The sequence below is a fragment of the Marinobacterium lutimaris genome, from assembly GCF_900108065.1.
Classification (GTDB): domain Bacteria; phylum Pseudomonadota; class Gammaproteobacteria; order Pseudomonadales; family Balneatricaceae; genus Marinobacterium_D; species Marinobacterium_D lutimaris.
Window position 1 is genome coordinate 334,898 of record NZ_FNVQ01000001.1, and the last position, 15,847, is coordinate 350,744.

14 protein-coding genes are annotated in these 15,847 nt (G+C 54.5%); 6 read left to right on the top strand and 8 right to left on the bottom strand.

Annotated elements, in window-relative coordinates; genetic code table 11:
• Positions 1-44: 44 nt before the first annotated feature.
• Together C4S72_RS01600 and C4S72_RS01605 are read left to right on the top strand one after the other, a co-directional pair.
• The gene (locus C4S72_RS01600; protein WP_104001325.1) at positions 45-1,040 is read left to right on the top strand and encodes a porin; all 996 of its coding nucleotides are present in this window, start codon (positions 45-47) and stop codon (positions 1,038-1,040) included.
• Positions 1,041-1,465: 425 nt separating this feature from the next.
• A complete protein-coding gene (locus C4S72_RS01605; RefSeq protein WP_104001326.1) occupies positions 1,466-2,944 on the top strand; it encodes a protein adenylyltransferase SelO in 1,479 nt (492 codons plus the stop codon).
• A 118-nt stretch (positions 2,945-3,062) separates the two neighbouring features.
• Here C4S72_RS01605 and aroQ read toward each other — a convergent pair whose 3' ends face one another.
• The 4 genes from aroQ to C4S72_RS01625 form a co-directional block, all read right to left on the bottom strand.
• Positions 3,063-3,491 carry a type II 3-dehydroquinate dehydratase gene (gene aroQ, locus C4S72_RS01610; RefSeq protein ID WP_104001327.1) on the bottom strand — a complete coding sequence of 143 codons (429 nt, stop codon included), beginning with the start codon at positions 3,489-3,491 and terminating at the stop codon, positions 3,063-3,065.
• A gap of 16 nt (positions 3,492-3,507) precedes the next feature.
• Positions 3,508-4,776, bottom strand: a complete 1,269-nt coding sequence (locus tag C4S72_RS01615) for a TRAP transporter large permease (protein ID WP_104001328.1) — start codon at positions 4,774-4,776, stop codon at positions 3,508-3,510.
• A 1-nt stretch (position 4,777) separates the two neighbouring features.
• A complete protein-coding gene (locus C4S72_RS01620; protein WP_104001329.1) occupies positions 4,778-5,251 on the bottom strand; it encodes a TRAP transporter small permease in 474 nt (157 codons plus the stop codon).
• Positions 5,252-5,323: 72 nt separating this feature from the next.
• On the bottom strand, positions 5,324-6,349 hold the full coding sequence (locus tag C4S72_RS01625) for a DctP family TRAP transporter solute-binding subunit (RefSeq protein ID WP_104001330.1): 1,026 nt from the start codon (positions 6,347-6,349) through the stop codon (positions 5,324-5,326).
• A 364-nt stretch (positions 6,350-6,713) separates the two neighbouring features.
• Between C4S72_RS01625 and C4S72_RS01630 the strand changes: the two genes are divergently transcribed.
• Together C4S72_RS01630 and C4S72_RS01635 are read left to right on the top strand one after the other, a co-directional pair.
• Positions 6,714-7,565, top strand: coding sequence for a shikimate dehydrogenase family protein (locus tag C4S72_RS01630; RefSeq protein ID WP_104001331.1), 852 nt, complete (start codon positions 6,714-6,716; stop codon positions 7,563-7,565).
• A 202-nt stretch (positions 7,566-7,767) separates the two neighbouring features.
• Entirely contained in the window at positions 7,768-8,439 is a 672-nt protein-coding gene (locus tag C4S72_RS01635; RefSeq protein ID WP_104003004.1) for a GntR family transcriptional regulator, read from the top strand.
• Between the two features lie 83 nt (positions 8,440-8,522).
• Here the strand turns inward: C4S72_RS01635 and C4S72_RS01640 are convergent, their stop codons facing one another.
• Positions 8,523-9,455 carry an AEC family transporter gene (locus tag C4S72_RS01640; RefSeq protein ID WP_104001332.1) on the bottom strand — a complete coding sequence of 311 codons (933 nt, stop codon included), beginning with the start codon at positions 9,453-9,455 and terminating at the stop codon, positions 8,523-8,525.
• A 320-nt stretch (positions 9,456-9,775) separates the two neighbouring features.
• Between C4S72_RS01640 and C4S72_RS01645 the strand changes: the two genes are divergently transcribed.
• Positions 9,776-11,635, top strand: coding sequence for a bifunctional sugar phosphate isomerase/epimerase/4-hydroxyphenylpyruvate dioxygenase family protein (locus C4S72_RS01645; RefSeq protein ID WP_104001333.1), 1,860 nt, complete (start codon positions 9,776-9,778; stop codon positions 11,633-11,635).
• Positions 11,636-11,704: 69 nt separating this feature from the next.
• Here C4S72_RS01645 and C4S72_RS01650 read toward each other — a convergent pair whose 3' ends face one another.
• Positions 11,705-12,544, bottom strand: a complete 840-nt coding sequence (locus C4S72_RS01650) for a sugar phosphate isomerase/epimerase family protein (protein ID WP_160115430.1) — start codon at positions 12,542-12,544, stop codon at positions 11,705-11,707.
• A 19-nt stretch (positions 12,545-12,563) separates the two neighbouring features.
• Positions 12,564-13,379 carry a hypothetical protein gene (locus C4S72_RS01655; protein WP_104001335.1) on the bottom strand — a complete coding sequence of 272 codons (816 nt, stop codon included), beginning with the start codon at positions 13,377-13,379 and terminating at the stop codon, positions 12,564-12,566.
• 313 nt (positions 13,380-13,692) lie between these two features.
• Between C4S72_RS01655 and C4S72_RS01660 the strand changes: the two genes are divergently transcribed.
• The gene (locus C4S72_RS01660; RefSeq protein ID WP_104001336.1) at positions 13,693-14,367 is read left to right on the top strand and encodes a GntR family transcriptional regulator; all 675 of its coding nucleotides are present in this window, start codon (positions 13,693-13,695) and stop codon (positions 14,365-14,367) included.
• 70 nt (positions 14,368-14,437) lie between these two features.
• Here C4S72_RS01660 and C4S72_RS01665 read toward each other — a convergent pair whose 3' ends face one another.
• Entirely contained in the window at positions 14,438-15,463 is a 1,026-nt protein-coding gene (locus tag C4S72_RS01665; RefSeq protein WP_200826642.1) for a zinc-dependent alcohol dehydrogenase family protein, read from the bottom strand.
• Positions 15,464-15,847 lie beyond the last annotated feature (384 nt).

A 15,847-nucleotide genomic window follows, 5' to 3' on the forward strand; every position in this document is an offset into this window, starting at 1 on the left:
TAGAATTCACTACTAGTAAGTTGAATTACTGAAGGGGAAATTTGATGAAAAAGTCACTGATTGCTCTGGCAGTTGCTGGCGCGATGACCGCTCCGGTCGTAGCTCAGGCTGACGCTACTCTGTACGGTAACGTAGAAATCGAAGGCGTTTTCGCTAACGACGCTGACGCTGAAATCCAGGTTGACGACGCTCGCATGGGTGTTAAAGGCTCCGACGAAACTTACATCGACGGCGTTTCTTCTTTCTACCAGATCGAACTGGAATACAACCCGGATTCTGTTCTGAGCGACGGCAACAGCGTAACTGTACGTAAAGCCAGCGCTGGTCTGACCGGTGGTTTCGGTACCGTAATTGGCGGCCGTTTCAGCAACCCGGTTGAATCTACTGAACTGAACGACTTGTACTCCGAGTCCCTGTCTACTGACTTCTTCTTCCGCGATCCGGACCGCATCGGTAGCGCGCTGGCTTACATCACCCCGACTTTCGGTGGTTTCAGCGCTTACGCTGGTATCGCTGCAGACGGGAATGCTGACCGTCACGCACTGAACGGTGCTGACAACGATCGTGAAGATCTGGACGGCTACCTGGTTGGTGCTGATTACACTATCGGCGGTTTCGGTGCTCACCTGGGTTACTGGAGCATGGACAAAGACGGCGACTCTGAAGCGGCTGGTGCAGCGCACGACGCTGAGTACATCGGTCTGGCTCTGAGCTACGCTGTGTCTAACTTCACCTTCACCGGTTCTTACGCTGAAGCTGACAGTGTTGACGGTGGCTTCATTGCCGGTACTGTTAACACCGAGCTGTGGACTCTGGCTGCTGATTACGCCATGGAAAACACCAACTTCGGTATCTCCTACATGGATTACCAGGAAAGCCAGAAGTCTAACGACATCGACGCTGACGAGTGGGGCGTTTACGTTTCTCACAAGCTGAGCAACAAAGCTTCTGTTAAAGCTCAGTACACTTCTGCTGACGTCGACAACACTGACATCGTTGGTGAAGACGTATTCGTTGTTGGTTACAACGTAAGCTTCTAATCTCTGTTTAAGAGATAGAAACGAGAAAAGGCTCCTTCGGGAGCCTTTTTTGCGTTAGCTGTTTACTTGAATTTGGTTGTTCTTTTCTGCTCTGAAACACGCTGGGTTCTCGGCATCTTTTATCTTTTCGTTGCGGTATTTCTCTTTTGGGTTACGACTGGCTCGATAGTCCGAGATTTACCGAGATCGTGTGCCTGCGATTTTTTGATTCGCCTTCTCCTCTCGTCCGCATTCATAACCCAGCTTTGCTGGCCCGTCGTTTGCAGATGCACCTTCTGTTTGGTTGGTTTTAATACAAAGCAGGTTTACCGGCTTTGTCGGTTGGTGAGTTAATCGGCACGAAAAGCTTTGTGTAGTTTAGGCTGAAATTATCCGATCAAAATGCTAGGGTATTGTCGATTAGAGATGAGAGGTTGGAGATGGATATGAAGGCGCGTAGCGTTGGGCTTGAGCAGCTTAATTTTGATAATACCTATGCTCGTCTGCCGGAGCGCTGGTATCAGCGCCGCGAACCGACTCCGCTGAAAGGGGCGCACCTCGCAGGCTTTAATCCTCAGGTTGCAGCCATCATTGGTCTAGATCCCTGTGAAGTGGATCCGAGAGAGCTGGTGCCTTTTTTTAACGGCGAGAAGGAATTGCCGGGCGCTGAACCGCTTGCAATGAAGTACACCGGCCACCAGTTTGGGTTTTATAACCCGGATCTGGGTGATGGTCGTGGCTTGCTGCTGGGTGAGGTGGTTAATGAAAGCGGCGAGCGTTTTGATGTCCATGTTAAGGGTGCGGGGCGGACCGCCTTTTCTCGTTTCGGTGATGGTCGCGCGGTGCTGCGCTCCAGTATTCGAGAATATCTCGCAGGTGAAGCAATGGCTGGACTGGGGATTCCCACTACGCGGGCGCTCTGCCTTATTGCCAGTGAACAGTTCACTCAGCGTAATGGTATGGAACCCTGCGCTCTGTTGGTCCGGGTGACTCCCTGCCATATACGCTTCGGGCATTTTGAATACTTTTTCTATACACGTCAGTACGATGAGCTGAAACAGCTGGCTGACTATTGCATCGAGCGTTTCTACCCCGGTTGTAAGACGGCGGAAAATCCCTACCTGGCGATGTTTCTCGAGGTGCAGGAGCGAACCGCAGAGCTGGTAGCGCTCTGGCAGTGCTATGGCTTTGTGCATGGTGTCCTGAACACCGATAACATGTCGATTCTTGGTGAGACCTTTGATTACGGGCCTTACACGTTTCTTGATGGTTACGATCCCTCCCATGTGGCGAACAAGAATGATCATGAGGCTCGTTATGCTTTCGGCAAGCAGCCGGAGATCGTTCTCTGGAATATGAGCGCCTTTGCCCAGGCGCTTGTACCTCTGGTGCCGCAGAAGGATCTCGAGCAGGCGCTTACAAAATTTATGGCGCGGTACCGTTTCCACGAACTGAAGCGGATGCGCGCACGGCTGGGACTGCAGCGTGAAGAGGAGGGGGATGCTGAACTGATTGCAGGGCTTAAAAAGCTGGCTGCAGCACAGGATCTCGATCTTGGGCGCTTTTTCTACCGGCTTTCGGAGATGGATGGCGGCGGTGCCGCTGATTGGGAGGGACTCTTGGCTCTTGTCTGTAACCCTGTGGATTTGGAGGCCTGGTTAACGCTATACCAGCAGCGTCTGGATAGGGAGGTCGCCAGTTTTCCGATTCGGCAAGCGCAGATGAAGGCCGTTAACCCACGTTATGTTCTGCGTAACTACATGGCGGAAGAGGTGATCCGTGAAGCTCATGCCGGGGACTACAAGCCTCTGAATGAGCTGGTGGGTTTGCTGCGCGATCCCTCCAGGGTTCATCCTGAGTTAGATCGTTATCATGATGAGCCGCCCGAGTGGGCTGCTGCGATCTGTTTAACCTGTTCTTCCTAGCACAATCTTGTCGGATTGGCCTGGACATCTAATGGCATTCAGTTCGGGTTGAGATAGCGCAGGAGAAAAAAAGCCCCGTACCGTTTTATCGGTACGGGGCTTTTTAATAGGCTCAGTGTTAGTTGGCGAAGTAGTCCAGTGCCAGCACGTAACCCAGGGTTCCGAGCCCAGCGATCACGCCCTCGGCGCGGCTGGATACGTACGAGTGATGGCGGAAGGCTTCGCGTTTGTGAATGTTCGAGATATGAACTTCCACCACCGGATTTTCAAAGGTGTTCAGTGCATCCAATATTGCCACGGAGGTGTGGCTGTAGGCCGCAGGGTTGATGATGATTCCGGCCGCGTTTTCACGGGCTTCGTGAATCTTATCAACCAGCGCGCCTTCATGGTTGCTCTGGAAAAACTCCAGCTGAATGCCCAGTTTATCCGCTTTTACCTGCATCTTTGCTGCGACATCGGCCAGGGTTTCTGAACCGTAGATTTCCGGCTGACGCTTGCCCAGCAGATTAAGGTTTGGACCGTTCAACACATAGATCAATTTGCTCAATGTTCGCTCTCCAGTCTTAGAACCCGAACAGGCGTGGCAGGAATGTCACGGTCTGAGGAATAAAGGTGATGATCGCCAATACTAGCAGCTCTACCGCGAAGAACGGCAGGATGCGGCGTGAAATGGCGCCTATGCCGACGTTGGCGATGGAGTTGGATACGAACAGGCAGATACCCATGGGTGGCGTAATCAGGCCGATCATCAGGTTGAAGATAACAACGATACCGAAGTGAACCGGGTCGATTCCAAAGCTCATGGCGATCGGGTGCAGAATCGGCAGCAGGATAAGCATCGCGGCGATACCTTCCAGAAACAGACCAACCACCAGCAGGATGACGTTAACCATCAGCAGGAACACCAGCGGGTTGGATATTTCCGCCAGTACCATGGCGCTGACTTTCTGCGGCACCTGGGAGAAGGTAAGCATCCAGTTGGCCAGTGATACCACAGCGATAATGATCAGGATCACTGAGGAGTCGCGCATCGCATTAAGGAAGATGCGTGGTAGCTGGCTAACCTTCAGGCTTTTCAGAATGAACATACCGGCCAGCAGGGCATAGCCACCGGCGAGTGCCGCTGCTTCGGTCGGTGTCACAATGCCGGTCAAAATAGATCCAACGATGAACACCGGCATAAACAGCGGCACCCAGGCGTCGATAAGGGCACGGAAACGGTCTTTCCAGGGCACCGGTTCATGCTGTTCCTCATAGTGGCCAGCAAAGGCACGAACATAGATGGAGAGCCCGATCGCCAGCAGCAATCCTGGTGCAACACCGGCCAGGAACAGGGCGGGTACCGAGACGCCGGTGGTGATAAGCGCGTAGATGATCACCGGAATGCTTGGCGGGATCATCGGGCCGATCACCGATGAGGCTGCAGTCAGTGCTGCTGCGAAGTCACGGGGGTAGCCGCGCTTTTCCATCTCCGGAATAAAGATGCGCCCCAGTGCTGAGGTGTCCGCAACTGCGGAGCCGGAAAGGCCTGCGAAGATGACAGAGGCCCAGATGTTAACCTGCGCCAGACCTGCTCGCATATGGCCGACGCAGGCCTTGGCGAAAGTGATGATGCGGCTGGTGATGCCGCTCTCGTTCATCAGCTCGCCGGCAAGTACGAACAGTGGGATCGCCAGAATCGCGAAGGAATCGAGGCCCGCGAAGATGCGTTGGCTGATCAGGCTAATCGGGAACGGCGTGTCGGCCAGGTGGGTCAGCACGGCTAGAAGAATCGCAAAAGCGATAGGGCTACCTATGAGTAGCAGGGCGATAAGTACGATAAAACCGACCATATTAGACCTCTGCCTCGTAACGCTTCGCTTTGAAATGAGACGGAATCTGGAACAGGGCTGCAATAACCAGGCAGACCCCGCCAATGACCATCGCGGACTGGAAGACGCTCATTGGCAGTCCGGTGCCCGGTGCATCAATGCCGCCACGTTTCATGACGAACAGATAGCCGGACCAGGCGAGAACCACGCCGGTGCCCAGGGTGATGAGGTCCAGCACCAGGTTGAGAATGCGTGTTAGCAGAGTAGGGAGGCCCTGCTTCAGGAAGCCAAATTTGATATGGATGTCTTCCATGTAGCACAGCACGGTGCCAAACATGGTGCCGTAGATCATGGCGTATTTTGCTACTTCTTCGCTCCATTGGATTGGAGCGTTGAGCAGGTAGCGGGACAGACTACTGACCAGTACGACGCCGAATACGACAGCCAAGGAGCCGCCAGTGGCAATTGCCAGGAGTTTCTTAAACAGAGATTTCATAGGGGCTAGCCCGGGATAAGCGGTTGGGAGGCGGGCGCCGAAGCCTCCGTTCAGCGCCCGTATTGTGGGGACTTAGTCAGCTGAAGCGGTTTTTACCGCATTCAGTGCTTTGTCGACCCACTCCGGTTCGATTTCGGTTTTCAGCCACTCGACCACTGCCGGCTGAGCTGCTGCCTGGAACTGGGCCTGCTGCTCCGCAGTCAGGGAGGTGATCTCCATGCCGTTCTCGGCCAGCTCACCTAGGCCTTTGGCCGAGTTGACCTGCTGGATAGCACGACCGACGGTGCCGGCGATGATAGCGGCGCGTTGGATCAGCGCACGGTCCTTCTCTTCCAGGCCCTGGTAGACCGCTTCATTGATCACCAGGAAGTCGGTGCCGTAGATGTGGTTATCCAGGGTGATGTATTTCTGCAGTTCATAGAACTTGTTCGCAGCGATAACGCTGACCGGGTTTTCCTGACCGTCGACTACACCGGTAGAGAGTGCAGAAGGTACTTCAGGCCAGGCGATCGGTGTCGGCTCACCGCCCATGGACTTAACCATCTCAACAAACAGCGGCACGGTCATTACGCGAATTTTCAGACCTTCAAGATCTTTAGGCTCGCTGATCGGGCGTTTGGAGTTGGTGAAGTTGCGGAAGCCGGTTTCACCGTATGCAAGGGTGCGCAGGCCGGTTTTTTCCAGGCAGTGCTGGGAAAGATCCTTGCCGAACTGCCCATCGAGTACTTTCCAGGCGATCGGTGCGGAAGGGAACAGGTAAGGAGTATCGAGAACGGCGGCCTCTTTGCAGACTTTACTGAAAGCGCCGGAAACCATCGCCATGCTCAGGGTTGCGTCCTGGGCTGACTGGATCAGGTCGGTTTCACCGCCAAGCTGTCCGTTAGGGTAAACATTAACTTCGATGCGGCCGCCGGACTCGGCTTCAACCAGCTGTTTGAACACCTGCGTGGCTGCGCCTTTTTTGGAGGTCTGCCACTCGGGAGGGTCAACGTGACCAAGGGTCAGTGTGATGTCGGCTGCGAGGGCCTGGGCTGAGAGAATGCCGGCCATCAGAGGAGTTGCCAGGGCGGCGGCAAGGGTCTTCTTCGAAAACTTCATACTGTTTTCCTTATTGTTCTCACGCGGAGATGCGATCCATTGCTCAGAGGGAAGCGCTCACCGCAGTTTATTTTTTTAAGTGCCAGTCGCGGCCTTTTATGGGGTAGGCGCGCAGGCTGCCATACTCAAGTTGTTGGAGGCTAGCAATACAATTGACTAGGGTCAAGTCTGTAGGTTTAAATAAAAAATATCCTATATTATTGGTTTTGCCATACACTTGCCTCTCAAGCCCGATCTGACCGGCTCCATAAGATTAGTTCGGTTGCGTCAGGATCGCCTGCAAGCTATTCCAATAGGGTTACCGTCAAAGTGTTCTCACTCGGTCTGAATGGGCGGGTGTGTGTTGTATTCAGGAGAAAAATAAATGATCAAGCTGGGTCTGATTGGACAGTCTATTGCCAAGTCCCGTGCCCCCTCGCTGCATATCATGCTGGGTGAGGTTTATGGCATCGATGTCAGTTACGAGTTGCATGAGCCGCGCGATACCAGTGCCGAGGCTTTCGCCGAAACACTGGGCCAGATGCGGGCAGAAGGATACAGCGGCACCAATGTGACCTTTCCCTATAAGCAGATTGCTGTGAATTACGCCGATAACGTCAACGAGGCGGTAAAGCTTGTTGGTTCCACCAACACGCTGTCGTTGCAGGAGCAGGTGAGTGCTGCGAATACCGACTATACCGGCTTTATCCGGGGCTATCGCAGCCGTCGTAACGATGCCGAGGCCGGTCGGGTGTTGATCCTCGGTGCGGGCGGCGTTGGTCGCGCTGTTGCGTTTGGGCTCTTTGAGGTGGGCGCAAGCGAGGTTCTGATTTTTGATCTGGACGAAAAGGGGGCGGCCGGCCTTTGCGCTGCGCTGAATGCCGCCGGCAAGCGCGCACGCGTGGTGCGTAAGGATGAGCTGGCCGATGCCGCCCGTTCCGCTGATGGGCTGGTTAACTGCACGCCGGTGGGTCATTACAAAACGCCTGGCAATCCGCTTGCAGCAGAGCTGTTTGGCGGCCAGTCCTGGGCGTTTGATGCAGTCTATACGCCGATGGATACCGAGTTTCTTCAGGCCGCGCATAGCAGTGGGCTGCAACTGGTCTCAGGCTTTGATCTCTTTATTTATCAGGGGCTTGATGCCTTTGAAATCTTCACCCAGCGTAAGGTTGATCCCGCTCGGGCGATCCAGCGATTCAAGGAAAAGTTCGAGATTCATAGCGACCTGGTCGATTGATTGGGGCTGACCTGGAAACTCCGCCGGAGGTTGGGGTGTTGTTTTGTCAGTGCGTGGTTGGCTGGCCAGGATTTTCTGATCGAGCTGTTTAGAGGAGGGATTCCTCCTCTTTTTTTATTGTCTTTATCACATGTTGTTCCGGCGCGATTTTTTTCCGCCGACTGGTGTAACATGGGCGAAAAAAGAGGTCCGTGTGAGCAGTATGAATCTTAGTGTGGAACGTAAGCTTGTGGGCGAGTCTGCTTACGAACAGCTCCGCAATCACATAATGCAGGGCAAGCTGACGCCGGGGCAAAAGCTCAAACTCAATGCTCTGCGCGATGAATACGGTGTCAGCGTCAATACGCTGCGCGAGACGCTGATGCGTTTGGCATCCGATGGTTTTGTCGAGGTTGAGGGGCAAAAAGGGTTTCGCGTAAAACCGGTCTCCATTGCCGATCTCGAAGAGCTGGTAGAGCTGCGCAGGACCCTGGAAACCCTGGGTCTACGTAAGTCGATGGCAAACAAGTCTGGGCATATGGACTGGAAGTCCAAGCTGATCAGTACTCACTACCGTCTCAGCTGCATGGAAAAACTGATGATGGAGGATGAGTCGTCTAACGTTCAGGAGTGGGAGAAGGCGGACCGCGATTTTCATCGTGCGATCGTCTCCAACTGTGGCTCACAGCAGCTCATGCGTTATCACGCCTCTATTCTCGAGCTGTCGATGCGTTATCAGCTGTTGGCTCTAAGTAAACGACCGTTCCGTGGTGAAGCGGCGGCTGAGGAGCATCGCGAGTTGCTTGATGCGCTTGTGAGCGATGATGTTGAAAAGGCGGTAGAGATGCTGGGCGACCATATCACCAAGGGCGCTCAAAAAATCCCCGAGTTTTAACCCCACCTCTTTCAGCCGTAAAGGCTTCTCTTGTAAGGCTGGCCGTTCCTGCCAGCCTTACTTATCTGACTATCGGCTTAGCGTCAGGTTAGTACGCTCAAAAGCAGTGTGATGGTCACAAACGACAGTACCGTTGTAATCAGCAACATGCTGGCACAGGTGCTGCGAAAACCGTAATTACCGCCAATGATTGGGAACACGCTCATCATCGGCATCGCCGCAATAATCATCACGGCCAGCTCCAGCCTTGGATCGAAAGGTGGCCAGAACCAGAGCACCAAGGCCACCAGTAACGGGTGTAGCAGGAGTTTACCGGCTACAACGGTGCCAATGCTGTAGATGTTGCCGCGAATCTGTGTGCCCATCAGCGATGCGCCTATCACGAACAGGGCGGTGGGTGCGGAGGCCCGAGCCAGCATCGACAGGGCTTCGTTGACCATGGCAGGCATCTGGATCGACAGGGATGAGCAGAAAAGGCCGGCGGCGATAGCGATGATCAGAGGGTTGCGGGTGATGCGTGAGAGCACCGGCAGCCAGATATTGCCTGAATTTTCTCCCTCCTTGCGCCGGCCTGACTCAATAATGATCAGGGCGAGCGGCAGAATGACAATATTTTCCACCATGATCGCCAGCGCGAATGCCTGGGTGATCGGCGAGTCAAACACCTGCATCAATATTGGGAAGCCGATAAAGGCACTGTTGGGTATCGACATGCCGATCCCTTTTACACCGCTTTCTACCAGCGATTTGCGCAGCAGAAACTTATGCAACGCGATGCCGCTGAGCAGCGCGAAGAGCGAGCCCAGTGCATATACTGCCAGGTAGTTCGGCTCGATGACCTCTTTAAAGTCCATGTTCGAGATGGTGCTGAACATCAGCGCAGGCAGTGCAAAATAGATGACGAAGCGGCCCAGTCCGGGGATCGCGTCCTGCGGCATCAGCCGGGTTTTAACGGCAATATAGCCCAGAGCGATAAGCAGGAAGATGGGGGCGGTAATCGATAAAACAGCAAGCATCGTTCTCTCCATGAAGGCGCTTCAGCCTGGCGGTTCCTGCTACCTTTCTTATTGGACAAAGGGCCGGCTAAGGGCGAAAAGCATAGGCAAGGGCGACCTATTCTCGCCTTTAGTGCGCAGGTTGTGAAATAAGCTTTACGTGTCTATCTATTCAAAATGTTGATGTCTACGATAAGTGCTTAGATGGTATGTGTTTCGTTTGATCGGTTAAAAATAAAAAGATAGGATATTTTTACTTTCATCCATCTGAATGGCTGCCGACCCTGTCGCCAGGGCGACTCGTGTGTGCAGCAGCGACAACTTCCAAGCGGGGAACAATAATGAAAAAGGCGCTAGCCACCGTGACGCTGTCGGGATCTCTGCCGGCTAAACTCGAAGCTGCTGCCGCGGCAGGTTTTCAAGGTATAGAGATCTTTGAGAACGATCTGACCCAGTTCAACGGATCCCCGGCAGATGTGCGGCGCATGGCTGAAGACCTTGGGCTTGAGATCATCGCGCTGCAGCCGTTCCGCGACATGGAAGGGATGCCGGAACCCTACCGCAGCCAGAAGATGTATTACATTCAGCGCAAGTTCGACCTGATGCATGAGTTGGGCACCGACCGTCTGCTGATGTGCAGTAACGTGTCGCCCCATGCGAGCAGTGATCGGGCGCAGTGTGCCGCCGATCTCCATGAGATTGCAGAGATGGCATCCCGCGAAGGGCTGCGTGCCGGTTATGAAGCCCTGGCCTGGGGCCGTCACATCGCCGATTACGAAGATGCCTGGGACCTGGTCAAACGGGCTGACCATCCCGCTCTGGGGATCAACCTCGATACCTTCCATATGTTTGCCCGCGGCAATACGCTGGATTGCCTGCGCAACGAGATCCCGGTCGAGAAGATCGCCCTTGTGCAGGTGGCTGATGCGCCGATCATGCAGATGGATGTGTTGCAGTATAGCCGTCACTTTCGCTGCTTCCCCGGACAGGGTGACCTGCCGGTGGTCGAGTTTGTGCAGTGCCTGAAAGACAAGGGCTTTGACGATTACCTCTCGCACGAGATCTTTAACGATGAGTTTCGTTCTTCCTCGCCGAAAGAGAAGGCGGTGGATGGCGTTCGTTCACTGATCTGGCTCGAAGAGCAGGTCGGTAAGGATGCATCGATTCCTGAGCCGGAAATCACCGACGTTGAGTTCGTAGAGTTCGCTGTTGAGGGCGAAAGTGGTGAAGAGCTGGTTCAGCTCCTCCAGAGCCTGGGTTTCCGTGAAACACACAAGCACCGTTCCAAAAACGTGAGCCTGATGCGCCAGGGTGATATCAACCTGGTACTGAACCGTGAGCCTGAAAGTCTGGCCCGTGAACATTACCAGCTCCACGGTGTTTCGGTCTGTGCTCTGGCCCTGGCAACCAATAACCTGAAGGCGCTGCTGGAGCGTTCCGAGCGCTACAAGCTGACCCGGTTCGCTAACCAGGCGGGCCCTGGCGAGCTCAACATTCCGGCGGTTCGTGGTGTCGGTGACAGCCTGGTCTATTTCGTTGAGCGCAGCAGCAACTTCCGCTTCTTTGATATCGATTTTGTACCGGTGGCCGGTGAAGAGAGCGGACTGGGCTTAGCGCGGATTGACCATATTGGTCAGTCGGTGGCGAATACCGATTTCCTGTCCGCCTCGTTCTTCTATAAATCCCTGTTCGACTTCACCATTGAGCCGAGCCAGGATCTGCCGGATATCTATGGCCTGGTGGTTAGCCGTACCGCTGAAAGTCGAAATGGCCGGGTACGTATTCCGATCAATATGAGTGAAGCACGGCAGGCGTCGCCGCAGCGCTTTATTCAGCGTTCAAGAGGCTCGGGTTTCCAGCAGGTTGCGTTTGAATGTGACGATATTTTCGTTGCGGCGTCAGGGGTTGATAGCGACAAGGTGCTGCCGGTGCCCGGTAACTACTATCGCGATATTGAGGCCAAGTTTGCGCTCGATCCTGAATTGATTGAACGCCTGCAGAGCCTGAATATTCTGTACGACCGCGATGAGAAGGGCGGTGAGTTCTTCCACTTCTACACCCTGGAAACCCATGGGGTATTTTTTGAAGTGGCGCAGCGCAAGGGCGGCTACAGTCGTTACGGTGAGGCGAATGCGCATATCCGCTTTGCGGCACAGTCGCGCTATTACGAGTTGTCTGATGATGAGGGGGAGCTGTCCTGATTCATCTGTCTCTGTATACGTAGCTAAAAAGAATCGGGCGCCTTTGGGCGCCCGATCTGTTTGTTGCTGTTAAGCTCCGATCTTCTCCAGAATCCACTCTCTGGAGCGCACCGCATGTTGTATCGACTCCGCTGGTGCCATGGCCAGATATTTGTCGTTATACACATCAAAGACGAAATCCCCACCGAAGCCCTTGTCTACACAGTACTTCACCAACCCGCAGATACTGGCGCCATGGCTGCCCTCGCCTGGATAGAGACGATGGTGGCGGGCGATATCGATCTGGTCTTCAACCAACGGTACTGATGTCATGGCGAAATCGGATAGCTGCACCAGGCTGATAGCCGAAGCCGGTATCTCATCCAAAACATCTGGCGCCTGCATCTGAGCCTGCAACTGATAGCTGTCGAGCACCAGGCTGAGATTGCTGTTGTCGGCTTGCTGGATCAGATTCCAGGCTGAGACATAGGTGTTGATGCTTGGTGACCAGGAGAGAGGCTTGAAGCCGATTTTAACCCCAAGTGGTGTGGCCAGCGTGGCCAGGGTACGAAGATCTGCGGCGATTCGGTCCGCGTCGAGTTTTACATGGGTGGACGTAGCCGGGGTGACAATCAGCAGTCGACATCCCAGCCTGCGCATCAGGCGAAGATAGGATTTGGCCAGCTCCATTTTGTAGGCCAGGATCCTGCCCGAATGACCGCCAAAATCCTTTACCTCCTGCAAGGCGCTGATCTGAACACCACTCTGCTTGATCAGCTCGACCGAGCCAGAAACCCCATCGCTGGAGCCGGAGAGGTCCAAAGCTCCAAGCTCGACGGAGCGGAAGCCCGCAGCGGTTATTACCTTGAGTTTTTCGTCCAGGCTCCCGGTGAGGCTAAGGGTGCTGATGGAAAAGTTGGGCGCTTGCATGCTCATGGCTCCAGACCGTTCAACGGGAAATAAATACGCGGACCGAGAGTTCATCCGCAGGCAGGACAACTTCAAGCTTGCTGGCGTCAGCGGTTGGCTTCAGGGAGAGCCCCTGTTTTTGCAGCCGAGCCGTCGTGAGCTCCAGATCGGGCGTCGTGAATATCAATGCGCTGATGCACTCGTCTTCCAGGCTGCTGCCTTCGGCGCTCTCCAGGTTGATCGTCGTATGCTCATTGATTATGAGCTGCTCGGTGTTGGTCAGGCCAAAGCCAAACAGTTGGCTGAAATAGTCGCGCCAGGGCGCCTTGCGCTCAGGTGCCAGAGTCAGGGTCAAACCGCTGAGAGCGCCAAGGATGGGCGACTCTGGGGATGGCTCATCCACCGGTTTGAAGTCGATATCGTAAATACTGATGCCATCCCCGTAGCGGTCGATCAGGTAGATCTGTGAGCCACCGATCGACTCTACGGCTGGGATATTCAGTTCCATCGCGCCGGCCGAGGTCTGGGTTTCCCAGGCGCCGCGAGTCAGGAGGTTCTGGTAGGCGCTGCTGGCATTGGGCGTGGTTAACGCCAGGGCACAGACGGAGGTTCCGTGCAGGTCGGCAAAGCCTGCGGCGAAGCTGTCTTGCGTAAGGTTGACGACCAGGTTAATCGAGCCCTGGCTGTAAAGAGTAACGTTCTTGCTGCGGTGCTGAGCCCGTGGAGAGAACCCGAGTTGGCGCAGAATACGGTCGGTCGCCTCGGGCTGGTTCGTCGCCAGTTCGATAAACTCGATACCCTCAATAGCGGGTGCTGCGTCCTGGTTGTTACCGGGCTCAAAGTAGGGATCAGGCATGAGGTGCGCACTCCGTTCTCTTCACATGTAAACCTGTGGCGCAAAGCGAGCCTTGGATCCTCGGCCTTGCGATGTTGTGCAGTTAACTATAGTGCGCTCCCTGTTGCAGGCGCCACAGCTAGGGTAACTGTCGTATCAAATATTTTAAGTCCTATCTAATTCAAATAATAGTATGTAATGGGTGTGGTCATTAGATTGTACTAGTTGTGATATGCTGAGTTTCTTATGAAGTTGTGTGGATTGTAAGTCGGGTAAGGTGGCCGCCTGACGTGCCAACCAGGCAACTCAGGCTTTGACTCACGAGACTGTGGCAATGGAAAACCTCGATACTCTGGAAAACAACAGTACCTATCAGCAACTGAGAAACGACATTCTGGACGGTTCGATTGAGCCTGCCAGCAAGCTGTCTATCGCGCAGTTGAGCAGTCGCTATAACGCCAGCGCCGCGCCGGTGCGTGAGTCGCTATCCCGTCTGGCGGCGGAAGGGCTGGTAATACGTAAGGGGCAGAGAGGTTACTGGGCCGCGCCCGTTTCGGTAGAGGAGTTTGTCGAGGTCGCGCGTCTGCGAGAGATGCTCGAGGTCGACGCCTTTCGCCAGTCCATACTGCATGGTGATCTGGATTGGGAGGCGAATATAGCCGGAGCCCGGCACAGAGAGCTCACCGTGCGGCGTAACGCCGAGGGTAACTACAGCGAGCACGCAGGTGAGCTGATTCGCGAAAACCGCCGTTTTCATATGGCGCTGATTTCCGGCTGTCCTTCCAAGTGGCAGCTGCGTTTTATTTCGACTCTGTACGACCAGTCGGAAAGATTCCGGCGCCTGTCGCTGATCAGCCTCGCGGATACCCGTCCGGGGGGCGATGAGCATGAAGCGATGGTAGAAGCGGCCTTTGCACGAGATGAAGAAAAAGCCTGCGCGCTATTGAAGGCACATATCGAGCACTCCAACCAGCGCGTGATAGAAACGCTGTTTCCGGAACGTAGTTGATACCCATGCTCTGGCTGGAGCCATTTCCGGTCTTTAATAAATAGAAACGTTCCAGGCGCTGCCGTCAGGTTTAACAGCGAATCACCGTTTTACCAAAGTGATTGCCACTATCGAGGTGATGAAAGGCGGCTCGGGCATCCTCAAACGCAAAGACTCGATCGATTACCGGTTCAATTTCCCGAGCGGCCATCGCTTGGCAAAGTGCCTTGACCAAAGCCCGGTTGCCCACCTGAATCATGCGAAGCTCGGCGCGCGTGGCGAACAGTTGATAAAAGTCGATCCCCTGATCGCTCTGGCCGCTGAGAAAGCCGATGGAGTCGATCTTACCGCCCAGTTTGATCGCCTTGAGCGATTGGTTGAAGGTGTTGGCGCCGCCGACCTCGATAACGCGATCCACACCCAGCCCGCCTGTTAACTGTTTGGCTTTGACGCCCCACTCAGGCTCCTGACGGTAGTTGATGACCTCATCGGCGCCGAGCGCCTTCAGGCGGCCCTCTTTGTCTGTCTGCGATGTGGTGGCGATCACCTTAGCACCCATGGCCTTCGCCAGTTGCAATGCAAACAGTGAGACGCCGCCGCTACCCTGTACCAGAACCGTATCTCCGATCATCGTAGGTACTGGGCCGTTCAGTGCATTCCAGGCGGTGGTGGCCGCACAGGGCAGAGTCGAGGCCTGCTCAAAGCTGAGATAGTTGGGAATCGGGACTATCGATTCGCGGCTGATCACCTTGTATTCGCACAACCAGCCATCAATCTGGCTGCCATAGGCGCTCTGGCCGATATCCAGCGGGATAGGTCCTTCAAACCAGCGTAAATGGAACAGCCCCATCACGCGATCACCGGGCTGAAACTCATCGACACCTTCACCCACCTCGACCACTTCGCCCGCGCCATCGCTGCAGGGAATCAGCCCTGGACGATAAGGCTGAGGGTATCGCCCGCTTAGCATAGCGACATCACGAAAGTTAAGTGAGACTGCGCGCACACGAATCAATACCTCACCCCTTTGGGGAGAGGGGCGTACCTCTTCGGTGAGTTTGAGGCCATCTATGTGAGTGTTCTCGCTCGAACGCCAGCTTTGCATCATTCCTCTCATAACTGATCCCTTTGATAAGGCCTCCATGGGGTGAGGTTCAAGGTTAGCATGGCTTGAGGGGCAAGAAAGCGGGGTTAAGCCGCTTCGACTTCGGCTGCAAGAACAGATTGAGACGTTCGATTGCTGCGAGGGGCACCGCTGGTTTGGCCCCAGATTTATTGGAGCCTGGTTCGAAGGTTCTCTGCGCCTCAATCGTAAAAAGCTCATACCTGGCGTGAAAAAATTTTAGGCGGGTGGACTTTTAAAGCGCCCCTGACGATCGATATTAACCGAGGCTAAATATTAAAGCATATATAAAACAATGGATTATGTTTTTTGGCACGCTGTTGGCTTAGATGAAATTACGATATGAAGGTCGTGTGTACTGAGACTCTTTTGGGCTTC